Genomic DNA, 21991 nt, shown 5'->3' on the forward strand with positions numbered 1-21991 from the left:
GGCTCCTACGCGGTTGCGGCGACGGCATCGCCGGAGAACCAGCGCGCCACCGCGAGCAGGGCCCAGGTCACGCTGCCCAGCAGGATGGAGAGCGCGGCGGCCATGCCGAAGTTGGCGTAGTTGGTGAATTCGTTGTAAATCGTCAGCGGCAGCACGTCGAGCTGCGTGGCCAGCGTGAATGCCGTGCCGAACGCGCCCATGCTGGTCGCGAAGCAGATCGCGCCGCTGGAGAGCATCGCCGGCATCAGCGCCGGCAGCATCACGTCGCGCACCACGCGCCACGGGCTCGCGCCGAGCGAGCGCGCCGCTTCCTCGAGCGAGGTGTCGAGCTTCTCCACCGCCGCCATCACGGTCAGGATCACGCGCGGAATCGAGAAGTAGAGGTAGCCGACGAAGAGGCCGGCAAGCCCGTACGCAAAGGCCCAGCGCTCGCCCACGAGCCAGTCGCCGACCATCGCCGAGAGGCCGTTGCGGCCGCCGAGCATGATCACCATGAAGCCGATCACCACGCCGGGGAACGCGAGCGGGAACGTCAGCACCGCGACCAGTGCGGGCTTGGCCGGCACGGGGTTGCGCTGCAGGAACGTGCCAGCAATGCCAGCGATGACCAGCGTAGCCAGCGTGACCGCGCCGGACAGCAGCACGGTCACCATCAGGCTATGCAGATAGCGCGGGCTCGTCAGCACGGTCCAGTACACGCCGGCGCCCTGCGGGCCGTTGACGCTGACCGCAACCAGGCGCGCCATCGGCAGGCAGAAGAACGCCAGGAACACGACCAGCGCCGGCAGCGCGAAGCCGAACAGGAAGAGATTTCGCTTTGTCATGGGAGGGGCCTTGCCGTGGCGTCGTCCCCGCGCGCATGGCGGGCGGGAACGACCGACCATTACCAGCGCGTGCTCAGCGCACTTCCTTCAGGTACTGATCGCTGAAGGCCTTCTGCACGTCAGCCATGCGGCCGAAGTCGACCGGCTTGGCGCGCGCATACTCGGAGGCCGGCAGGAACCGCGCCTGGACTTCCTTCGAGACCGCGCTGCTGCGTACCGGGCGCAGGTAGGCATTGGCCCACAGCGCCTGGCCGGCATCTGACAGCACGAAATCCAGCACCTTGCGGCCCTCGGCCTCATGCGGGGCTTTGTTGACCAGGCTCATCACGTAGGGCACCACGACCGTGCCTTCCTTCGGGATCACGAAGGCCACGTTGGCGTGGTCCTTGTAGCGGGCGCGGTACGCGTTGAAGTCATAGTCGAGCAGGATCGGGATCTCGCCGGAGAGCACGCGCGCGTAGGCGGTCTGCTTCGGCACGATCGGCTGGTTCTTCTGCAGGTCCTTGAAGTACTTGAAGGCAGGGCCGAAGTTGTCGAAGTTGCCACCCAGCGCCTGGTTGACGGCGACCGCGCCGACGTAGCCGACGAACGCGCTGGCCGGGTCCAGGTAGCCGATCAGGCCCTTGTACTCGGGCTTCTGCAGGTCGGCCCACGACTGCGGCATGGGCTTGCCGCGCAGCGCGTCGACGTTGACCATGAAGCCGAGCGTGCCCGAGTGGATCGCGAACCAGTTGCCCTGCGGGTCTTTCAGGCCGTCGGGGATGTCGTTCCAGTGCGCGGGCTTGTACGGGGCGGTCACGCCGTCCTTCTTGGCCTGGATGCCGAAGGTCACGCCGTAGTAGACCACGTCGGCCACCGGGCTCGCTTTCTCCGCCACCAGTTGCGCGAGCGACTGGCCGGAGTTCTTGTTGTCCAGCGGCACGGTCACGCCGGTCTTTTCCTTGATGGCGCGGATCTGCGCGGCCCAGTCGGCCCATTCGGGCGGGCAGTTGTAGCAGATGGCGGTCTGCGCGAAGGCGCCGTGGCCGAAGGCCGCGGCGGCGAACATCAGGGCGATCCGGCGCAGCGGGCGCCAGGCGGAGAACGGTTGCATGAGAGGCTCCTTGGTTGGCAACTGTCGGTGGTGGAAGCTGGGTTATGGGATACGCCGGATTCGTGCCGGAATGCTCGCACTCGCACGCTCCGGCGGCGCCGCGATGGTGCCGGTCACGCGCAGCGCGTGCGGCAGCAGCGTCACACGCGCGGGCGCCGGCGCGTCGTCGGGCGCTGCCCGCAGCCGCGCCAGCAGATGGCGCACGGCCCGCGTGCCGATGTCGGTGTTGGGCTGCAACACGGTCGCGAGCGTCGGCTCGACCACGCTGCCGAGCGCGATACCGTCGTAGCCGAGCACGGACACGTCCGCCGGCACGCGCAAGCCGAGCCGGCCTAGGTCGGCGATCACGCCGATCGCCAGCAGGTCGTTGGTGCAGAAGAAGGCCGTGGGAGCGTCGTCAGCGTTCATCAGCGCGCGGATCTGCGCCGCGTTGCTGGCGGTGTGCGACGGCAGGCAGAGTGCCGGGACCGGTTCCAGGCCGTGCTCGCGCATCGCGTCCTGGTAGCCCGCAAAGCGCTGGCGCGCGCGGTCCGAGGCGACGAACGCGCCCGAGACCACGACGATGCGCCGATGTCCGGCCGCGATCAGCATCTCCACGCCCGCGCACGCGCTGCCGCGGTTGTCCACGGAAACCGAATGCCGCCGGCCGCGCGCGCTGGCCTGGTTGTACGCGAGCACATAGGGCACGCCCTCGGCGTCGAGCTGGTCCAGCACCGCGCTTCGGGCGGCGTCGGCCACCGTCAGCACCATGCCGTCGACGCGATGGCGCAGCAGGTACTCCACGCGCTCGCGCTCGCGCGCCGGGTCGTAGCCGCTCGTCACCAGCATCAGCGAGTAGCCGGCGGCAAGCGCCGCCTCCTCGATCCCACGCCAGCATTCGGCGAATACCGCGTTGTCCATGGTCGGCAGCATCACGCCGATCATCCTCGACTGCTGGGCGCGCAGCTTGCTGCCGAGCAGGTTCGGGCGAAAGCTCAGCTTATGCGCCGCGTCGAGCACACGCTGTGCGGTGCTGTCGCGCACCATGGCGGGCGTACTGAAGACGCGCGACGCAGTTGCCAGCGACACGCGCGCGGCCTGAGCCACGTCGAGCAGCGTCGCGCCGCCGCTGTCGGGCCTGGCCTCCGGCTTGCCATCTGGAATGTGTCTTCGCGTCACAGCATTCTGATTCGAGGATCAACCGCAGCGGCGCGGCCGGATGAAAACGTTTTCATTGAAGGCGGAAAAAATCGGGAGTCAAGACATTCCGTCGCTGCGCCGCGTCACGCGGTCAGCCGGGAAGGCTCGGCTCCCTGCTCTGCTGCGCATTGTGGAAGGGAGGAATGACAGGGCGATGACAGTGGCGTGAGGCGGATTGTCTTGGACTTTTCCTGCGCAGCGTTCATCCACCACAAAAGTCCACTTCATGAATTAAGAATTGTCGCTTTAAGGAGTGCCTTCCATCGTACGGGCAACGCGTCTTTCGCTGGCGAACTCTCGCGTGCCGGCAAATCAAGATGGAGACAAAAATGCTTGGAGACAGAATCGCCAGCGTGTTCGTGTCTGGCCTGCTTGCAACACTGGCATTGGCATCGGCCGCCCAGGCCTCGGACGCATACCCGTCCAGGCCGGTGACCCTCGTTGTTCCCTACTCCGCTGGCGGCCCGACCGATGTGGTCTCTCGCTCTCTCGCGGCTGCCATGACGCGCGAGCTCGGCCAGAGTGTCATCGTGGAGAACCGGGTCGGCGCCGGAGGCACGGTGGCGGCGGCGTACGTTGCCCGCGCCCAGCCCGACGGGTACACCATCCTGATTCACCACAACGGGATGGCGACAGCGCCCGCGCTGTACAAGAAGCTCTCCTACGATCCGCTCAAGGACTTCGAGTACATCGGACAAGTTGCCGATGTACCGATGACGCTGATGGGCCGCAAAGACCTGCCCGCCTCGACGCTGCCGGAGCTGATCCACTATGTTCGCCAGAACCGCGACAAGGTCTCGCTGGCGAACGCGGGCCTGGGCGCGGTATCGCAACTGTGTGGCCTGCTGTTCGAGGAATCGGTGCAAACCAGGATGACGGCGGTTCCCTATCCCGGTGCCGGTCCGGCGCTTACCGCATTGCTGGGCGGGCAAGTCGACCTGCTGTGCGACCAGACGACGGCCACGCTACCGCAGATCAAGGCCGGTCGCGTGAAGCTCTTCGGCGTTACCACTGCTCAGCGCATTGCGGCGCTTCCCCAAGCCCCAACGCTTCAGGAGGGCGGCCTCAAGGGCTTCGAGGTCAAGGTCTGGCACGGCATCTATGCGCCGAAGGGCACGCCGCCAGGCACCACGAAGCGCCTCACGGACGCACTGCAGAAGGGCCTGCGTGACCCGGCAGTGGTCGCCAAGCTCACCGAACTAGGGGCCCAGATCGTCCCGTTGGACAAACAGACCCCTCAGGGGCTGCAGCGCTGGCTGACCGCCGAGAGCGAAAAGTGGCAGCCGCTGTTGCGCAACCTGAAAGTTGACTGACAGCGTACATTTGCTTCCTGCGCTACCGGGATCCCTGGTCTGCCCGCTTTCTCGCTGCACGCGTGCGCGCCGCCTTTTGGGCCGCTTCGGATCGGCCCTCCGCACCCTTAGTCTTGGCAGCCTTCTCGGCGGCCGCGGAGCGGTCTGCCGCCGTACGCTTACTGGCTGCGCTCTTCGCCTGGGTGGACAGCGCCTGATGCGAGGCCCCCGCCGTGCTCTCCCGTTTGAGCGCCTTGGTCGCGGCACTGCGACGCTTGGCCGTGCTTTCTGAACTGGGCTGTCTTGGCGCCTTCGCCTTTTCGCCGGCACTCTTGGCAGCGGGCTTGCCGGCGCTCTTGGATGACTTGGATCCGGTCTTGGGCTGCGGCACTTCAACGCCAGCGCGGCGCGCTTCCGACAAACCAATGGCTATGGCCTGCTTGGCCGAGCGCACGCCATGCTTGCCATGGCGAACGGCTTCTATCTCATCGCGAACAAAATGACCGGCCTGGGTACTCGCGGCCTTGCCGGCTCGCTTGTCCGCCTTTGCCTGCGCAATGCTGGATGCTCTTGGCATGATCGTCTCCATGATGATCGCCGAAGTTCTGAGCTTTCCGCATATGCCATGCCAGGCTCGTCCGTCGTGGAGACGGGCGCTCGTAAGGGAAAACCGCGGTGCGGCAGCTTGCGAAAACTGCACTCCGTGCGTCGAATCTACATAGTTTCTGGCCGCGGCATCGCTAGCGCGAGAGGCTGGTTGGCGTTGCCACTACGCCACCAGCGCCCGCAACTCGCGCGCCATGGCAGGAGCTACCTGACGGGCGCAACGGGCAAGGTTGATCTGCATGGCCGTAGCAGCGACTTCGGCAAGGATCGGGTCAATGCTGTAATCGCGCTGATCCAGCCATACCAGCACGTCCAGCAGGTGCCACAGTGTGGTGCTGCCTTCATGCACGGGCGCCGGGAAAGACTCGGGATAGCCGATCATCAACTTGCGCATGTTCTGCCGGGACATGCCAACGGCATCGGCAATATCGGTCAGTCCGACCAGATCAGGAGCCGCTTCGATCAGGGTGGCGGATGGCATAGCGCGCCGGGCATCGGCCAGGGCGCTCACCATCGCCGCCGTTGCGGAATCCGAGTCGCGGACAAAGGACAGCGCCACGCGTCCTGGCAGGCCAGTGCCCACGAGGGCATCATCGCAGCCTGCCTCGCCCAGGCGTTCTACCAGAGCGTCGATATCGTGATCGGCCTGCGAAAGCAGGAATCTGAATGTGAACGGGTATTCCATAGCTGTTTCCTGATCGGCGATGTGTGCAACGACGTCATTGATGCTGATGCAAGCAGTTTCCAACGATTCGCCGGATTGCATTGGCATGGTTGCCCGAACTCTTCGGCGTGCTCCACACGCTAGAGACACAGAACTCGCCGCAGCGGCATTCCTTGTCATTGCGGGGGCAATACAGACGCCCCCAGGCGTGCCCGTTCCCCTTCGCCCTCTCGACGCGCCAGCCTTGCGACTCTGCTTGCCGTAGCGCGGCCTCGACGTCCTTCTTCGGATGGTTGGCGCGGGTCACTGGTATCTCCGATGTTAGAAGCGCAAAGCATGGTTGTCAACTGACAACTACGAAACAAACGCTACCTGCTTGAATCGGAGAATTGTGATTGCGCTGGGCAGGGTTGGCTTTGAGAGGAATCTGGAATTGAGGGCGTCTATCGCCAAGCTTCCTGCCGGGAGTTCCGAACACGGCGGCTCAGCCAGATAGCGAAGGGGCGATGACTCGTACGGCCATCTGACACGTCTCCAAGAATTGCTGCACAAACGCGAGACGTTTCAATGGCCCTGTTGGGAAACTTCTCATTTCCAAAGTTCAAAACAAGAACCACTCTGCTGAGGATGGACAGATTGAACGTTCGCGAGGCAAGGCCACGGCGATGCCAAAGCTGCCCTGAGGCCCCGAATGACTTTGATGCCTGGAGATGATTGGCGATGAGCCTTCTTATGGATCTGTATGAGGATTGGGTCTTCGCCTACCAAATCACGGTCAGAAAGTATCGAGCGTTGCCAATCCACTTCTGTGGAGCCACCTTGTTCGTAGCGCTGTCCGCGGCATTGTCAACGCTGGTTCCCTACCTCCTGCGCGAGGCCACCAATGCCCTCACTGCACAAGCCACGCTTAGCGCTACAGGCATGCCAATGCTTCTGGCTGCCGCGTACGGACTCGCCTGGACTACCGCTCGCGCGTTTGACTGGCTGAAAGTCATGCTTTCCGCGGCCGTTCTCGCAAGATGTGATGCCGCATTCCATAACGCCATCTTCGCCAGACTGATCAGGGTTGACTACCCGCGTCTGAATGCAGAGGATCCGGGTAAGCTGGTCTCAGTCATTGCGCGAAGCCGCGCAGCTTTCAGTGCAATCACGTTTGCAGTGTTCTGGGCAATCGGGCCGACTGTTCTCCAGTTGATAATGTCCAGCGTGGTTCTGTGGCAACTGATCGACGGCGCGTTCGCTCTCGGATTCGCCATATCCATGTTGCTTCTCCTTGCCGCGACATGGTTTCTCGCGGACAAGAGCAAGGGCGCTCACGAAGAGATCTTCAGTGCTGCAGACATGCTGTCGAGCCATCTGGTTGAGAAGCTGGGCTTCATGCTGGACATCAAGCTCAACAACGCGTACGCGAGAGAAGATGCCGCGTTGCACCGCACGCTTGAAGACTATATCGGCAAAGTGACCCGAGGGAACACCAGGCTCGCGCTACTGCTTGCGGCGCAAGCCCTCTGCACCGGCCTTCTGCTTACGCTCTTCACGGTGATGACTGCATATGGCGTCATCCATTCGGCACTCAACGCAGGCGACTTCGTGATGATTGTCAGCTACATTGTGGCACTGGCGATACCTTTCACTAACCTCGCGGGATCGCTGTCCGATTTGCGCCGCAACCATCTCGCGCTGCACGAGAGTTTTGGGCTTCTGGAACTGCCAATTGAGCGCAGCGAATCAAGCGAGCATATCGACCAAACTGCGAACGAAGTCTGTCGTATCGAGCGTGCAGATGTCTGCCAGGGTGGGAAGCAGATCTTGCAGGGGGTGGACATTGCTATCAGCCGAGGCGAACTGGTCGCGGTCACCGGGCCATCGGGTGCGGGCAAGTCTAGCCTGATCCACTTGATGCTGGGACTCACCCGCCCTGCTGCCGGCACTGTCTACCTCTTTGGTGCGGACGTGAGCAAGCTGTCCGTCAGCGATATTGCACGCGAAGTCGCTGTCGCACCTCAAGCGCCGATGATCCTCACCGGCTCGCTCAGGGAGAATCTGACCTACGGCTGTGATGACCCGCCGTCAGACGATGCACTGCACGAACTCATTACTTTGCTCGAGCTACATGGGATCGCGTCAGATGGAAACGGCGATATCCTGGATCGCCCCTTGGGCATACAAGGCAGGGCACTATCAGGGGGAGAGCGCCAGCGTATCGCGTTGGGCCGTGCGCTTGCGCGTCGTCCAGCGGTCATTATTCTCGATGAGCCTACGTCATCGCTCGACCCCGAGCGCGAGGCGCGAATCTTCGAACGCGTCAGGCAACGGGTGCCAACGCTGATCGTGATTACGCACCGCCGTGCGCTGGTTCAGGTGTCAGATCGCGTATATCACGTGGCGAATGGCAGGGTTCAAGAGCATTCTCCAAGCTTTGCGAACGTCGTGGGATGATTGGGCAGGAATGGTCCGGAACCAAGCTCAATGGCAAGCAAGGAAACCTATGTCCTCACGAATGCCCGTATCAGAGCCCGCCAGCTCCGCTGAACCTCTTTGGGAAAGGGTATGTTCAGAGATAGAACTTGGAACGCCGTGCGGCGTTGCGGTGCGGTGTTTCGCGGACAGTGACATGCAACCGCTGCCCCCGCTGACTTATGCTGCCTTCGCAGATACTGTGGACAGTGCGCCGCTGGAGCTGTGGACCAGCAAAATTCCTTCGATCGTCAACGGCAGGTACGGGGAACTCTTGCCTAAGGCGTCTTTCGTTGCCGAGGATGCTTGCGGTCAATTGATAGGAGCGGTATTGGCTACTGATTTCCCCGTCTATCAGGCTCCTGTGATCGCCCTGATCGCTGTCCTCCCTTCTGCACAGCGCAGGGGCGTGGGCACCTGCTTGCTGCGCCGGTGCATGAATGCTCTTGCTGCCGAGGGATTTCCCTTGTGTCGCGCCAGGATTTCCCCCGGCAATGAGGCTTCGCGGCGGCTATTTCTGAAGACTGGCTTCCGTTTGGCAACTTTTCGGGCCACCGAGCGGGACGCCTGACTGTCAGTGCACACGCCGCAGTGTGACAGCCGCAATAAGCGCAGAAATCGTACAGATAACGGCGACCGGCAGCGCCGAATCGTTGTAGGCAAGACCCGCCAGGAACGCGACAGCGCCGCCGGTCAATGTCTGCAGGCCGCCCAGCATGCCAGCGGCAACGGCACGGTACTCGGCGGCGACATTCAGGATCCATGCGTTGGCGACGGGCACGATCAGGCAGTAACCAATTTGTGCTGCAGCCAACGCTGCCAGGAACAGGTAAAGCGCATGCGCTTCCGTGACTGAAAGGAGCAATAGTGCAAGCGCCGAGACGCATTGGCAGATGATGCCGGCGACAACCAGGCTGCGCTCCGAGACGCGCGTCATCAGCGCGCCGGAGCACAGATAGCCGATCAAGCCGACTGCTGCAAAACCCGCGAGAACGACTCCAATTGCAGTGACCGGCAAGCCAAAACGGCTGGCGAGCAGGAATGGTTTGGCTACCAATAAAGTGGTGTAGCTAAAGTGGACCCACGATTTGAGACAGTGATCAGGCGGTGGTTTAAGCTGTTGTCCTTGACGGGATGATGGCAAATGAGTGAAGGCAAGAAGCGCAAGGTACACACGGCAGAATTCAAGGCCAAGGTTGGTCTGGAAGCCGTGCGCGGGGTGAAGACGATCAGCGAGATTGCGCAGACATACGGCGTGCATCCGGTGTTGGTTGGGCAATGGAAGAAGGAAATTCTTGAGCGGGCCGGCGCCCTGTTCGAAACCAAGCGTGGCCCCAAGCCGGCCGAGGAAAAAAGCGACGAGGATCGCCTGTACGGCGAGATCGGGCGGCTGAAAATGGAAGTGGACTGGCTTAAAAAAAAGTTGGGGGAGTGAGCCGGGAAGCGCGAATGGGGTGGATCGATGGTGCGGAGGAACTGCCTTTGAGCCGGCAGTGCGACCTGGCGGAAGTGTCGCGCGCAACGGTGTATCGGAGGCAGGGCAAGACGACGCGGGAAAAGCGCGACGAGGATCTGCGGCTGTGCCGGTTGATCGACGAGGAATATACGAACCGGCCGTTCTACGGCAGCCGGCGCATGGCGGTATTCCTGCGCGGCCAGGGCTGCGTGGTGAGCCGCAAGCGGGTGCAGCGCCTGATGCGCGAGATGGGGTTGGCGGGCATGGCGCCGGGGCCGGCGACGAGCGCCAAGCATCCGAAGCACAAGGTCTATCCGTACCTGCTGCGCGGGGTCGAGGTGACGCGACCGAACCAGGTGTGGTCGACCGACGTGACCTATATTCGCCTGGCGCGCGGTTTTGCCTACCTGGTGGCGATCATCGACTGGTACAGCCGGAGGGTGCTGTCCTGGCGCCTGAGCAACAGCATGGACGCGTCGTTCTGCGTGGACTGCCTGGAGGATGCGCTGCGGGAGCACGGAAGGCCGGAGGTGTTCAACAGTGACCAGGGCTCCCAGTTCACGAGCCACGTCTTCACGGGCGTGCTCAAGCGCGAAGGCATCGCCATCAGCATGGATGGTCGCGGCCGGGCGCTGGACAACATCTTCGTCGAACGGCTGTGGCGCAACGTGAAGCACGAGGATGTGTACCTGAAGGGGTACGCCAACATGGCGGAGCTGATGATCGGGCTGGCGCAGTACTTCTCGTATTACAACGAGGAACGGCCGCACCAGTCGCTGGGCTACAAAACGCCGAAGGCCGTCTATGCCAGCGGCGAGGGCGGCGGGGCAATGATTGTCGATAAATTCGGCGGTGCGCGGGGAGAATCCCCTGCTCCGCTACGCTGCGCAGGGGATTCTCCCCGCGCAAAATCAGGGCAGCGCTGTTCCGCTGCATGTGAAGAAATGGATGCAGCTTAAACTCGGTTGAAATCTGTCTTGACCGAGGGGTCCACTTTAAGCCGCCCTGTATTGCGCACATCAGGATCAGTGGGACCCCTGCCATCCTGCAAAAGCCAAGCAACGCGCCAAACGACATCGCTTGGCCCGAAGGCCCGGCACTGCGATCAGCGGGGGCAACGGGAGGGGGAAATAATGCGAGCAGCAGCGGAACCGCGAGCAGCGGCATGCAGAACGCTGCAAACATTGCGCGCCAACCCCACGCGGCAGCGATGCAGCCAGCAACCAAGGGGGCCACGATGCTGGCTGCTTCCAATGCGGCTTGCCCGTAGGCGAACAGCATCTTGTAGCGGTCATGGGTCAAGAGGTCACGCATCAGGGCCCGGCTTGCAATTGCGCCTATTGCGTTTGCCGCAGACATTCCGAGCAAAGCTACGGCATAGGACAGGTAGTTCTGAGCAGTCGCACTCAATATGCCAAGCAAGCTCGTCGCCACGGCACTTACGGCCACTGCGCGCGTCCTGCCAATATGGTCGACCAGCCACGGCGCACCGAGCAAAACTAAGGCGCCCACCATCAAGGCCGCTGAGAAGAAGGCCTGGAATCTCGCCTGGCTGACGCCAAAGTCACCGCCGATCAAAGGGAGAACGGGGCTGAGCACATCGAACAGCGTGGCCACCAATATCGTCCGGAAGACCAGGCAAACATAGATGATCGTTGCTTCCGATTTCAGGCGCTCAGTCATTCTCGATCGGGAGAAACCATCGCTGTTGCCGACAGCATCGTTCTCAATGTTGTCTCATATTGCAGTGTGCGCAATGCCATGGCATGCGGAATCTTCGCCGCGTGCCATGGCTTATCGCCGCATTTTATGCAGTTAGAGCTTCATGCTGATGGAGGCGACGGAGCTTCCGCCCGAATCAACGCGTTCGCGTGCACTGAGTCCAAGGCTTCACACACAACGCCCAGTTGCTCCGCGAGCGCGCTTGAAGCCGAAGTCATTGGCAAACGCAGTTCATCGGACAGCCAGCCATGCCTGGCCAGTAATGTCTTGATCGGGCCCGGATTAGGTTCGGCAAACATCAGCCGAATCAGCGGCATCAGTGCCTGGAAAATCTGGCGGGCGACACTCAGACGCTGATCCGCCACTGCGCGCCACAAGGCGGAGAAGAGATCCGGCCGAATATGCGCTGACGCAACGATTGCACCCTGCCCGCCCATGCACAGCGTGGCAAGCAGTTGATGATCCTCTCCCGCAAGAACAGCCAGGCGGCCATCGGCGATTAATGCCTGCGTGGTTTCAGCGTTACCACCGCAGTCCTTGATACCCCGAATGTTGCCGTGGCTTGCCAACGCGAGCAGCGTTTCAGCACTCAGCGTCACACCGGTCCGGTAGGGGATGTCATACAGCACTAGTGGTGCCCGCGACCTGTCGGCCAGTTCGCGAAAGTAGTCCTTCAATCCTTCCTGCGACGGTCTGATGTAGTAAGGAGCCGGCGCCAGGAGGCCAGCGAGCGGACGTTCGCTGATCCTGTCCAGACGGCCCAGCACGTGCCGGAGATTATTGCCGGCCAGGCCCATCATGACCGGCAACTCTCCGGCTTCGGCCAGTACGGTATCCAGAACGGCCAACTGTTCCGCCTCATCGAGGGAAGCCGCTTCGCCGGTGCTGCCGCAAACGACCAACCCGGCCAATCCGCTGGAGCGGTAATGGGCGACTAGCCGCCGTAGTGCGACGTGATCCGCCTCATGGTTGCGAAACGGGGTGACCAGGGGTAGCCAGATACCACGATAGAGATATTCCACTTCTTGCATTGCATGCTCCGGATCGACCGATTCGGAAACCGCACAGGCAAGCGACAGAGCAAGACGCGCTCAAGACGGTAAGGGGGGATTGGCAGACCGTCTTCTACACAGATGCTGTTCCGTCGCTCAACTGACGGAACAGCGCGCTCCGGTCAGATGAGCGACTGTTTTTTGGATTTTGCGCGCGCGTCCCACTGCGGTTGGGTCGCAGTGGGATAAGGGGAAAGGGAGATGGGGCGGCGGCGCATGATTGCGCAAATCTAGCTGGTTCCCGGCGATCTCGTCAAGCCTGATGTGGGGGCCACTTGAGGCTTGTATCAGTGTCGGATGGGTTGTGGCCCTGGGCAAAGAGTATGTTGGCATCTGGGGTTGTTCGTTCGCCTCCTCTGCCCTGTTGCAGCAAGCGGAATTTCCAGCGCCATTTTCGGATTTGCCCGATTGATTCCGCACCGGGCACCTTGTTCCATGACTCCAGTGGCGACTTGCCACGCTCATCGGAGTCGGATATGGCCGCAATCAGAAGCGCGATTCTCCCAAGACCATCCACGCCAAGCCTTCGCGCTACGTCAGTAATCTCTGACGTACACATGCGCGCGGAGGCTTTGCCATGGTGACGCGGACGTATCTCGAAGCAACAAGGCCAACAACGGCGCGATCATCTCCGGCGGCAGAAACTCGTACTTCTGGCACAACGTCCCGGTTGCCCGAGAAGGCGATGCCGTGTACTGCGCCGTATGCAAGCGCGAAGCCACAGTAGCTTTTGTCGGGCCGCGCGTGCCTTGTACGGAGATGGGCAAGGCTGTCGCCCTCGATTCTCCTGCTGCAGTGAATCAGTACCCAGAGAGACCCTTGGAGGCGCTATATGGCTGACAGCCAGGAGATATTTAAGTACTACCAGAATGGGCGCTTCGGCATGCCCTGGTGGTGGGAAGAGAAGAAGGGAATGGAAGGATGTCACAAACTGGACGTCAATGAGTTCCCTCTATCGACAGCGAGAACGCCTCCATCGCTACGAGATCAGCCACCTCCGCCGCCAAAGCCAACGCCAGTTCTGGTCAAGCGAGAAAGGAAGACATTGATCGAAGGCTTCCTGGCGTTCCATGAGTGGCTTAACGCACCATCGGCGCCACAGCAAAAGCCAGCACCAGCACCGGGGTCAACCAAACCACGCGTCAAGCCATTCGATCTGCAGGATATTCCCGACGCGATGGAGCGTATCGGATGGCCGATGTCGGCCAAGATCATGCGCAAGTGGTTCGCGGGGGAATTGAACTACGCAAACACTGACAACGGGGCCATTAGAGGAATAAATCAGAATGGCCGGCCGTTTCCAGCCGCAATGGTCGACACAACCACGTTCACTCGACTTTAGACACTCGAATGCCCTCCGCGAGCGCGCGTAGCAGAGCGATCGTGGAGTGACAAACGAGACGGTGATTGCGATGAAACGCACGAGCAAGGCCGCAGAAGCGGCGTTACCCGGTTGCTGCTGGAGCTTGCCTCGGTTCTGGCCGGCGGAATTTCCAGCACTTGGCCAATTCGGCCAGCCCGAGTGCAAGTCCGGTAAATTCGCGGCGCAGCCACTGGGCCACCAGCCCGGCAGTGACGGGCTGGCCGACACGCCACGGTGCGATCGTGTCCATCGGGAACGCGTCGGCGATTGCCAGGCTGAGCAATTGCGTGAGCGTCCACGCGCACGATCGAATTTGCATCCACAACTCCAGCACGGTACGTGTCTGCTGCCAGAGATTGTTGAAGCCAAACCAGCGTTTGAGGTTGTGGAACAGCGGTTCTATCGCCCAGCGTCGCGCGTACAGCAGCACGACGGTTTGAGCATCCAGTTCGGTCTCGGAGGCCAGCATCAATCGTGCCTTCGTCCAGCACTGTCGCTTTTCGTCGTAGAACTGACACCAGACGGCACGCATTGGCTTGCCCTTGAGGAAGCGGACCACTGCAACAATCGAGCGCAAGCGAACGCGTTGCTCCTTGCCGTAGACCGACAGGCTCAGTTCGGTAGCCGGCAGCGCTTCGATGGCTTGCTTGCTCAGTCGTTCGCCATAGGTACGCGGCCGCCCACGCCGGGGCCTCTTGGGCATCACGGGCAACTGGAACAAGGCGGTATCGATACGAGCCTGGCCAATGACATGCATGTTCCGGCGCAACAGCGGCAAGACCAGGCGTGCGCGCATGAACCACGAGTCGAACATCACGCGGATGGGCTTGTCGGTCGCGCCGGAGATCGCTCGCACGAGTGCCAGCGCGATCTTGAGCTTGTTGGTGTTGCCCCTCCGGGGAACCAGACGCGAGACGATCGGCAGCACCATGCCGATGCCGCTGTTGCCCAACACGCTCACCGCCAAGGTCACGATGCACTGTGCCCACACATTTCGGGGTCGATTGGTCTTGCCGCTGTGCTCGCGCCGCCAGGCAACACCGGGGGCCTTCTCCGAGCAGCGCATCACCAGCGTGTCGTCGAGGACCAACGTGAGCATATCGCAGGGCAGTACCGCAATCACCAACCGCAGCAGTGCCCGTGCGATCCGTACCGTGCGCAGGCTGCCGCGTTCCAGCAACTTGTAGTACGTCGTCCAGTGCTTCTTGCCGTGGATCGCCGAGATCGCTCGCGTTACCCAACCCTCTGGCGAAACCATGCAGCCGCACAGCAGTTCCACGAAGCTGGCCTGCGAGCGAAGCGGGACGGCGATGAGGAGAATGTTGATCCATTCGGACAGGCAAAACCGGGTACGTTCAGTCAGGGACATCGACGGGCAAACAAGGATCGAAAACGATCCTCATTGGCCGCTGCGCTGCTTGCGCAAAAAAACCGCGCAAGCAGCGCAGCGGCCTCACGGTTGCCCATCCATGTCAAGCGCTTTTCCGATTTCCAACTACTTTCTCGATCCCGATTCGGGGCGCTGAATGTCTAAAGTCCAGCACGTTCAATCTCCGATGGATATTGGGCTTCGCGCGCGCAAGGGAAAAATTTGACGAGCTGGTCAATACAAAACTGTTCGATGACAGCGCGTACGGATCGCTAAAGAAGATCGTCAGGGGGCTTGAGCCATCCCCTTACTTCATCGATTCGTGGAAAGCGTGTGAGGGTGACATTCAGAAGTACCATCAGAAGTTTCAATACCAGCGAACTCTGGTTGACAGTGAGAACACGGACAAATTCCTGATGCTACTAAGAGGCGTCGCAGCACCAAACGGCGTAATGATGGACGACCTATACGGCTCGCTCGGAGCCTTCTCCTTCAATGCAACCCTGGACGGCTTCTTCTATGAGCGCCTGACCTCAACTCGCACCCGACTGGTCATCAAGGAGATCTCGATCTACATGCGAGACGTTTTTACGTTTCATGATCGAGAACGCAAGGGCGGAACCCAATACCTTGGGCATTGGAACAAGAGTGGATTCATCATCGTTCCATCCGCCGTTGCGGCCGGGGAGCTATCCACGGCAGACTGGCTTATGTACCCCGTTGCCAGAAACGGCATCATCTCCGACGCGACAGTCTTTTACCCGGTACGTAACAAGGACTATCGCCATTGGCAGTTGAAACATAAACAGGGAGGCGACCTGGTCTTGTACTCCGACAGGAAGTGCATGTCACTGCGCCCCGCAAAAGTGTTGGAGTTCGATCTATGATCCGAACTCGAGCCTGGCGGTGGTTAAAGTGGATGGGTTTCCTTTTCGGCGTGCTGCTGATTGTTCCCTACGGTTGCGACGTGGCACATCGCAGAGAGGCTCATGATTGCACCCGCGACGTCGAGGCGGGGCTTTACATTGGGGAGGTCTGCTATTTGCCGACCCAGTATGGAACCTTGTTTCGCCTCTACGACGCGCAGAGCGGCGAACTTCTGGCGGAGCGCAGCTACAACGATTTAGAACCGAAGATCGTGTGGGGCGACAATAGGGTCTATTACAACACCGGGGCCTCGCCGCCCGCATACGTTCGGCTGCCTCCCACATGGCTGGACAGGCTGCGGGCAAAGCTTCCGTGAAACAAGCGATCCGGCTCCACGAAGGCAGCAGACGTTGGCAGCTCGGGTAGTTGACGAGGGAGTCAGATAATGGTCTTAAGGTAGCTGCCGCGCTTTGGCTTGGGTATGCATCATTCCCCAACGCAATTGCGTGTGTCCGCATGACTGCTGCGGTCGTTCAACGAATACGGGCCGAAAGCCGGGGGACTCAGATGCCTGATAGATAGCCATCTCCAGACTGACTCGGGCATCGCAGGTTAGCTATGCCACTGTCTGTCCGTCGTTGAGAGCCCCCTGTCTGTCCGCATCAAAGCGCGCACACTCCGCCTTCAGCCACGCCGAGAAAATGGTCGCCCGTCGATCCTCCGGGCTACGAGATAGCAGCATGTAACGCGCCGGCGCGCGTACATGCTTGCCAAAGACATCCACCAGCCGTCCGCTCCTGATCTCGTCATAGACCAGCGCCGTACGCCCCATTGCCACCCCTTGGTGATTCAGCGCCGCGCTGATGGCAAGGCTGGATAGATTGAATTGCGGCCCCTCAAGATGCGCGATCCATTCCGGATGAAAGGCCTCAAGCCATGTACGCCATTCCACGAACTCAGCTGCGCCTACCCATGGCGATGCGTCGTGCAGCAACACAACACCGTCGAGTGATCTCCCGTCGGACAGCCCGGTATGCTGGGCGAGGTATTCCGGCGTAGCCACCGGCATCAGGTACTCATCCATCAAAACATCAGCCTGCAACTGGCTGTAGCGAACCGGGTCGTAACGCACTGCCACGTCAATGTCCTCCGCATCCATCGATTGCCTGTCCAAGGCCTGGAACTCTGCCTTCAGGCGCACCGACACATCCGGCTGCTCGCGGTGGAATTCGGTCAAGCGCGGCATCAGCCATTGCAGCGCAAACGACGGCAGGCAATTGACCTGCAAAGGCGCGTTAGGCAGGCCAAGTCGCTGGATGGTCTGCTGGATGTCATGCAGTGCGCGCGTGGTCGTCTCGAACAGCGCCTCACCCTTTGGCGTCAGTTTCAAACTGCGCGGCTGCCGCACGAAAAGCATGTAGCCGAGACGGTCTTCCAGATGGCGGATCTGCTGGCTCACCGCGCTTTGGGTGAGGCTCAGCGATTCGGCGGCCTTGGTGAAGCTCAGCAAGCGCCCGGCGGCTTCATAACACCGCAGCGCCCCGAGAACGGAGGAATCGAGCTGCATACGTATTAGCCTGACTAATGCATGCGTTAGAAACGATCGCTATTTTTGCACGAGCGGAGCATCTGCGATCACGGCTTGTCGGGAATTCCTTGGAGAAGGACGTGATGCCCTCCCTGCCGCTCACTGGCGATCTATTAGCAACGCTTCAATCGAGACAGCCGCTTCTCTGGCTGAATCCAAGGCTCGGGCAACCCCTGCCGGCTTCTGCCCCATCGACAGAACTGATCGCATCGGCCGAGGCGCGTCTTGCGCGCTGTGCACCGCTCATGGCGACGCTGTTTCCCGAACTCGCGCCAAGCCATGGGCAAGTGGAATCGCAACTGATGCCGGCCGCCGCACTCCAACACGCGATCGTCGGCAACGATGGCGCCGAGGGAGCATGGTTCATCAAGCGTGACGACGAATTGCCGATCGCCGGTTCCATCAAGGCGCGCGGCGGCTTTCATGAAGTGCTGGCGATTGCCGAATCCATCGCGATCGAGCACGGCATCCTCGACCCGGAAGGTGATCGCCGCGTGCTGGCGACGGTGGCGGCGCGCGCGCTGTTCTCGCAATACTCGGTCACGGTCGGCAGCACCGGCAACCTCGGCTTGAGCATCGGCGTCATGGCAGCCGCTCTCGGATTCGATGCGGTGGTGCATATGTCCGCGGACGCCAAGGCGTGGAAGAAGGACCGCCTGCGCCAACGCGGCGTGCGCGTCGTGGAACATGAAGGCGACTACGCGGAAGCCGTTGCAGCAGGCCGTGAGCAGGCGCTGGCGGCGCCGCGCTGCCATTTCGTGGATGACGAGCGCTCGGCCATGCTCTTCTTCGGATATGCCGCCGCGGCACGTCACCTGGCGCGCCAACTGGCCGATGCCGGCCGCGTCGTGGATGCCGCGCATCCGCTCTTCGTCTATCTGCCCTGCGGTGTCGGCGGCGCGCCTGGTGGCATCACTTACGGGCTCAAGGCGTTGTTCGGCGAACATGTGCACTGCTTCTTTGCCGAGCCCGTGGCCTCGCCGTGCGTACTGGTGCAGTTGGCATCAGGTGCGGACGCTCCCGTATCCGTCTACGACATCGGACTGGATAACCGGACCGATGCCGATGGCCTCGCCGTCGGCCAGGCTTCCCATCTGGTCAGCCCCTTGATGGCTTCGCAGCTCGCCGGCGTATTCACTGTCGCCGACGATCAACTCTACGTTCAGTTGCTCGCGCTCAAGACGTCGATGGGCGTGGAAGTCGAACCTTCAGCAGCGGCCGGAATCGGCGGCCCGGGCTGGCTGCGCAACTCACCGGAAGGCCAGGCGTATGTGCGCGATCACGGGCTGGACATGCGCGACGCCACGCATGTGATCTGGGCAACCGGGGGCTCGCTCGTCCCGAGAGAGGAACTGCGCCGGTTCCAGGATTACGCCGCAACACTGGCCGGTCATGGGTCTGGGGCGATGGAACAGGCCGCCTGACCCTCTCGTCGTCGCCCCCAAAACAATAGAAGGAGACACTTTCATGGAGCAGCACGCTACGCTTTCGCCCGATGCTCAGGGGCGGCCCAACACTTACGCATTCGAAGACGCCACCTACCGCAAGGTCGCCCTGCGCTTTATCCCGTTCCTGATGCTGTGCTACGTCGTCGCGTATCTCGATCGCGTGAACATCGGCATCGCCAAGCTCAACATGCTGGCCGACTTGCAATTCAGCGAGGCAGCGTATGGGCTCGGTGCAGGGCTGTTCTTTATCGGCTACATGCTGTTCGAGGTACCGAGCAACCTCATCATGCATCGTGTCGGCGCGCGGCGCTGGATTGCCCGGATCATGATCTCCTGGGGCCTGCTCTCGGGCGTCATGGCATTTGTCACGACACCGGGGCAGTTCTACACGGTGCGCTTCCTGCTCGGCGTCGCCGAGGCCGGCTTCTATCCCGGCGTGATCCTCTACCTGACGTACTGGTTTCCGAATCGGCGCCGCGCCAAGGTGACGGCCATCTTTCAGGCGGGAATTCCCATCGCCGGCTTGCTCGGCAGCCCTTTGTCGGGCTGGATCCTGGAGCGCTTTCACCTGGTCGGCGGTCACGCCGGCTGGCAATGGGTATTTGTGCTCGAAGCCCTGCCGACGATTCCGCTGGCCATCGGCGTGCTGTGGATCCTGACAGATCGAGTCAAGGACGCCAAATGGCTGTCACCGGCGCAACGCCAGTTGATCGAGAACGATATCGCGCAGGATGATCATGGCCGCGAGCACATGCCGCTGACCGGCATCCTGCGCGATATGCGAATCTGCAAGATCATCCTGATGACGTTTCCGGCGATGATGGCGTTGTACACACTCGGCTTCTACCTGCCCACGCTGATCCGGGACGCCGGGGCGGTCAGTGGTGTGCAGATCGGGCTGCTCAGCGCGATTCCCTATTGCGTCGCCGTGGTGGCCATGGTGTTGGTGGGGCGGAGTTCGGATCGGCATGGAGAGCGACGCTGGCACCTTGCCGGCATCATGCTGGTGGGCGCGTTCGGGCTCGTGGCGAGCGTGTTCGCGGGACAGAATCTCGTGCTCGCCGTGATCTCGCTGTCGATCGCGGCGGCGGGGATCATCAGCTTCTCGCCGATTATGTGGACGTTGCCGACGGCCTTCCTCGGCGGGGCGACGGCCGCGGCCTGCATCGGGGCGATCAACAGCCTGGCGAACCTTGGCGGCTTCGTCAGCCCGTACCTGATCGGCTGGATCCGCGATATGTACCACAGCACCGCGCCGGCCATCTTTATCATCGCCGGCGCGCTTGTCGGCAGCGCCCTGATCGCCCTAAGCTTTGATCCAAAGAAGGTCAATCGCTGATCGCGCGCGACCCACACCTCCCGGAGGCATTCCCGTGACTTCAGACCAATTGCCCGTCCGCCTGGCCGTTGCCGGACTCATCCACGAGACCAACACGTACGCAGCCGAATTCGCGGGCATGACGCCGCTGCGCGCGTTCGAGCAGTATCGGGGCGACGAGATCCTGGCGGCGTTCGACAAATCGAATCATCAGGTGGGCGGCTTTATCGAAGGCGCCCGCAGGACCGGCGCCACGCTCGTTCCCACCTATGTCGGGCAGGCAACGCCGTCGGGCACGATCGAAGCCGGCGCGTATGCCGCCATGAAGCAAGAGATCCTCGACGGCATTCGCGCTGTGCTGCCGGTTGACGGCGTGCTGCTGGCCCTGCATGGCGCCGGTGTCGCCGACGGCACCGAGGACATCGAAGGCGATCTGGCGCTTGCCGTTCGTGCGCTGGTCGGGCCAGGTGTCCCGATTGCTGCGGTCTACGATCTGCACGGCAATCTGACGGACGCGATGCGCGACGCTTGCGACCTGACGTTGCCGTGCAAGCTGTACCCGCATACCGACTTCCATGACCGCGGCGTCGAAGCTGTCGAGCTGCTGCTTGAGATGGTTCGGGGAAGGCTCACGCCGGTTACCGCGGTGCGACGGTTACCGATGCTGCCGTATATCGTGACGACGCAAGACGGGTTCATTCCGGCGGAGGTCAACGAGGTTTGCCGGAAGCTGGCCGCACAGCCGGGGGTAATCGACTGCTCGTGGTTCCACGGGTTTCCCTATGCGGATATTGCGGCGCCCTGCCCGGCGGTTGTGTGCACCACTACCGGAGACGCCGCGCTCGCGCAACGTTGCGTGGATGAAGTGGCGCAATGGATTTGGTCGCATCGGGAGGAGTTTCGGCCGGCGTTTCCGTCGCCCGCACAGGGTGTCGCTCTTGCTCTGGCGGCGGCGGAGGGGCCTGTCGTTGTCAACGAGTACGCAGACAATCCGGGGGGCGGCACACCCGGGGACGGCACGCATTTGCTTCGCGCGTTGCTGGACGCCGATCCAGCCGCGGGCACGTGCTGTTTCGCGTCGATCAACGACGCTGCCGTGGTTGCACAGGCACAGCGCGCGGGTGTCGGCGCGACGATCAGGGTTTCGCTGGGTGGCAAGCAAGGCCGCTTCCAGGGCGCTCCGATCGAGGCTGATGCCTATGTGAAATGCATCACGGATGGGCGTTTCGTGAATCGTCCTGGCTCGATGTTCGAAGGTGTTCGCTTCGACCTAGGCGCGATGTGTCGGCTGATCATCCAGAGTGTCGATGTCATCGTGGCTTCGCGCGCGGAGCAGATCTTTGATGTCGAGCCGTTTGTGCTGCATGGAGTAGACGTTACTGGGTACAAACTCGTTGCAATCAAAGGAGCCAACCATTTCCGCGCCAGCTATCGGACGGTGGCTAAGCAAGTCATTTCTGTCGACAGTGAAGGCTTGAGTACGGCGGCGATTGCGTCGTTTCCGCGTGATAGGTTGGTTGGCAAGTATTGGCCCTTGTGTGACGAGGTGCAGTTCGGGGCCAGCGCCGAGGCCTCCTGTAGTGCGCATAATCTGCTCATCAATGGACCGGACGAAAGATGAGTTTGAAATAGATCCGATCCCTCCTCTTTCTCTGCTCGGTTGCGGTAACACAATGCAGAGCTGTCTCATTGG

Annotated in this window: 20 protein-coding genes and 2 pseudogenes; 11 read left to right on the forward strand and 11 right to left on the reverse strand. The window is 61.7% G+C overall.

The annotated features are described in order from the left end of the window. Positions 1-5: 5 nt before the first annotated feature. From ACIGJB_RS14140 to ACIGJB_RS14150, 3 genes are all read right to left on the reverse strand, one after another. Positions 6-824 carry an ABC transporter permease gene (locus ACIGJB_RS14140; protein WP_483730400.1) on the reverse strand — a complete coding sequence of 273 codons (819 nt, stop codon included), beginning with the start codon at positions 822-824 and terminating at the stop codon, positions 6-8. 73 nt (positions 825-897) lie between these two features. After that, complete coding sequence (locus tag ACIGJB_RS14145; protein WP_483730401.1) at positions 898-1917, reverse strand: ABC transporter substrate-binding protein; 1020 nt, start codon at positions 1915-1917, stop codon at positions 898-900. Between the two features lie 42 nt (positions 1918-1959). Then, on the reverse strand, positions 1960-3075 hold the full coding sequence (locus ACIGJB_RS14150; RefSeq protein ID WP_483730402.1) for a substrate-binding domain-containing protein: 1116 nt from the start codon (positions 3073-3075) through the stop codon (positions 1960-1962). Positions 3076-3425: 350 nt separating this feature from the next. Here ACIGJB_RS14150 and ACIGJB_RS14155 point away from each other — a divergent pair, with 350 nt between their 5' ends. After that, positions 3426-4409: a tripartite tricarboxylate transporter substrate-binding protein gene (locus ACIGJB_RS14155; protein ID WP_483730403.1), complete on the forward strand. Its 984-nt coding sequence runs from the start codon at positions 3426-3428 to the stop codon at positions 4407-4409. 22 nt (positions 4410-4431) lie between these two features. Here ACIGJB_RS14155 and ACIGJB_RS14160 read toward each other — a convergent pair whose 3' ends face one another. From ACIGJB_RS14160 to ACIGJB_RS14170, 3 genes are all read right to left on the reverse strand, one after another. Continuing rightward, positions 4432-4965, reverse strand: coding sequence for a DUF6496 domain-containing protein (locus tag ACIGJB_RS14160; protein WP_483732330.1), 534 nt, complete (start codon positions 4963-4965; stop codon positions 4432-4434). 192 nt (positions 4966-5157) lie between these two features. Beyond that, positions 5158-5679 carry a helix-turn-helix transcriptional regulator gene (locus ACIGJB_RS14165; RefSeq protein ID WP_483732331.1) on the reverse strand — a complete coding sequence of 174 codons (522 nt, stop codon included), beginning with the start codon at positions 5677-5679 and terminating at the stop codon, positions 5158-5160. A 34-nt stretch (positions 5680-5713) separates the two neighbouring features. Further along, on the reverse strand, positions 5714-5965 hold the full coding sequence (locus ACIGJB_RS14170; protein ID WP_483730404.1) for a hypothetical protein: 252 nt from the start codon (positions 5963-5965) through the stop codon (positions 5714-5716). Between the two features lie 425 nt (positions 5966-6390). Here ACIGJB_RS14170 and ACIGJB_RS14175 point away from each other — a divergent pair, with 425 nt between their 5' ends. Beyond that, entirely contained in the window at positions 6391-8097 is a 1707-nt protein-coding gene (locus tag ACIGJB_RS14175; RefSeq protein ID WP_483730405.1) for an ABC transporter ATP-binding protein, read from the forward strand. A 175-nt stretch (positions 8098-8272) separates the two neighbouring features. Then, the gene (locus ACIGJB_RS14180; protein WP_483730406.1) at positions 8273-8686 is read left to right on the forward strand and encodes an N-acetyltransferase family protein; all 414 of its coding nucleotides are present in this window, start codon (positions 8273-8275) and stop codon (positions 8684-8686) included. Positions 8687-8689: 3 nt separating this feature from the next. Here ACIGJB_RS14180 and ACIGJB_RS14185 read toward each other — a convergent pair whose 3' ends face one another. Continuing rightward, complete coding sequence (locus ACIGJB_RS14185; protein WP_483730407.1) at positions 8690-9376, reverse strand: MFS transporter; 687 nt, start codon at positions 9374-9376, stop codon at positions 8690-8692. Between ACIGJB_RS14185 and ACIGJB_RS14190 the strand changes: the two are divergent. Beyond that, positions 9260-10446: pseudogene (locus ACIGJB_RS14190) on the forward strand (IS3 family transposase); the annotation flags it as partial. The gene ACIGJB_RS14185 and the pseudogene ACIGJB_RS14190 sit on opposite strands and share 117 nt — an antisense overlap. A 241-nt stretch (positions 10447-10687) precedes the next feature. Here the strand turns inward: ACIGJB_RS14190 and ACIGJB_RS14195 are convergent. After that, a pseudogene (locus ACIGJB_RS14195) lies at positions 10688-11254 on the reverse strand (MFS transporter); the annotation flags it as partial. A 140-nt stretch (positions 11255-11394) separates the two neighbouring features. After that, a complete protein-coding gene (gene dapA / locus ACIGJB_RS14200) occupies positions 11395-12324 on the reverse strand; it encodes a 4-hydroxy-tetrahydrodipicolinate synthase (RefSeq protein WP_483730408.1) in 930 nt (309 codons plus the stop codon). A 648-nt stretch (positions 12325-12972) separates the two neighbouring features. On the opposite strand from dapA, the gene ACIGJB_RS14205 reads away from it, so the two are divergent. Both ACIGJB_RS14205 and ACIGJB_RS14210 read left to right on the forward strand, forming a co-directional pair. Continuing rightward, on the forward strand, positions 12973-13185 hold the full coding sequence (locus tag ACIGJB_RS14205) for a PAAR domain-containing protein (RefSeq protein WP_483732332.1): 213 nt from the start codon (positions 12973-12975) through the stop codon (positions 13183-13185). Then, a complete protein-coding gene (locus ACIGJB_RS14210; RefSeq protein WP_483730409.1) occupies positions 13178-13687 on the forward strand; it encodes a DUF6402 family protein in 510 nt (169 codons plus the stop codon). Before ACIGJB_RS14205 ends, ACIGJB_RS14210 begins: the two co-directional genes overlap by 8 nt. 103 nt (positions 13688-13790) lie before the next feature. On the opposite strand, the gene ACIGJB_RS14215 is transcribed toward ACIGJB_RS14210, so the two are convergent. Continuing rightward, on the reverse strand, positions 13791-15077 hold the full coding sequence (locus tag ACIGJB_RS14215) for an IS701 family transposase (protein ID WP_483730410.1): 1287 nt from the start codon (positions 15075-15077) through the stop codon (positions 13791-13793). A gap of 194 nt (positions 15078-15271) precedes the next feature. Between ACIGJB_RS14215 and ACIGJB_RS14220 the strand changes: the two genes are divergently transcribed. Next, on the forward strand, positions 15272-15964 hold the full coding sequence (locus ACIGJB_RS14220; protein ID WP_483730411.1) for a DUF6402 family protein: 693 nt from the start codon (positions 15272-15274) through the stop codon (positions 15962-15964). A 32-nt stretch (positions 15965-15996) separates the two neighbouring features. Continuing rightward, complete coding sequence (locus tag ACIGJB_RS14225; protein WP_483730412.1) at positions 15997-16320, forward strand: hypothetical protein; 324 nt, start codon at positions 15997-15999, stop codon at positions 16318-16320. A 240-nt stretch (positions 16321-16560) separates the two neighbouring features. Here ACIGJB_RS14225 and ACIGJB_RS14230 read toward each other — a convergent pair whose 3' ends face one another. Beyond that, the gene (locus tag ACIGJB_RS14230) at positions 16561-17517 is read right to left on the reverse strand and encodes a LysR substrate-binding domain-containing protein (RefSeq protein WP_483732333.1); all 957 of its coding nucleotides are present in this window, start codon (positions 17515-17517) and stop codon (positions 16561-16563) included. 98 nt (positions 17518-17615) lie between these two features. On the opposite strand from ACIGJB_RS14230, the gene ACIGJB_RS14235 reads away from it, so the two are divergent. From ACIGJB_RS14235 to ACIGJB_RS14245, 3 genes are read left to right on the forward strand one after another with little or no spacing between them, the layout of a single operon-like run. After that, on the forward strand, positions 17616-18956 hold the full coding sequence (locus ACIGJB_RS14235) for a D-serine ammonia-lyase (RefSeq protein WP_483732334.1): 1341 nt from the start codon (positions 17616-17618) through the stop codon (positions 18954-18956). Between the two features lie 43 nt (positions 18957-18999). Further along, complete coding sequence (locus tag ACIGJB_RS14240) at positions 19000-20319, forward strand: MFS transporter (RefSeq protein WP_483730413.1); 1320 nt, start codon at positions 19000-19002, stop codon at positions 20317-20319. Positions 20320-20353: 34 nt separating this feature from the next. Further along, entirely contained in the window at positions 20354-21919 is a 1566-nt protein-coding gene (locus ACIGJB_RS14245; RefSeq protein ID WP_483730414.1) for a M81 family metallopeptidase, read from the forward strand. Positions 21920-21991 lie beyond the last annotated feature (72 nt).

It is taken from the genome of Cupriavidus sp. C2SS-8b (assembly GCF_057073745.1).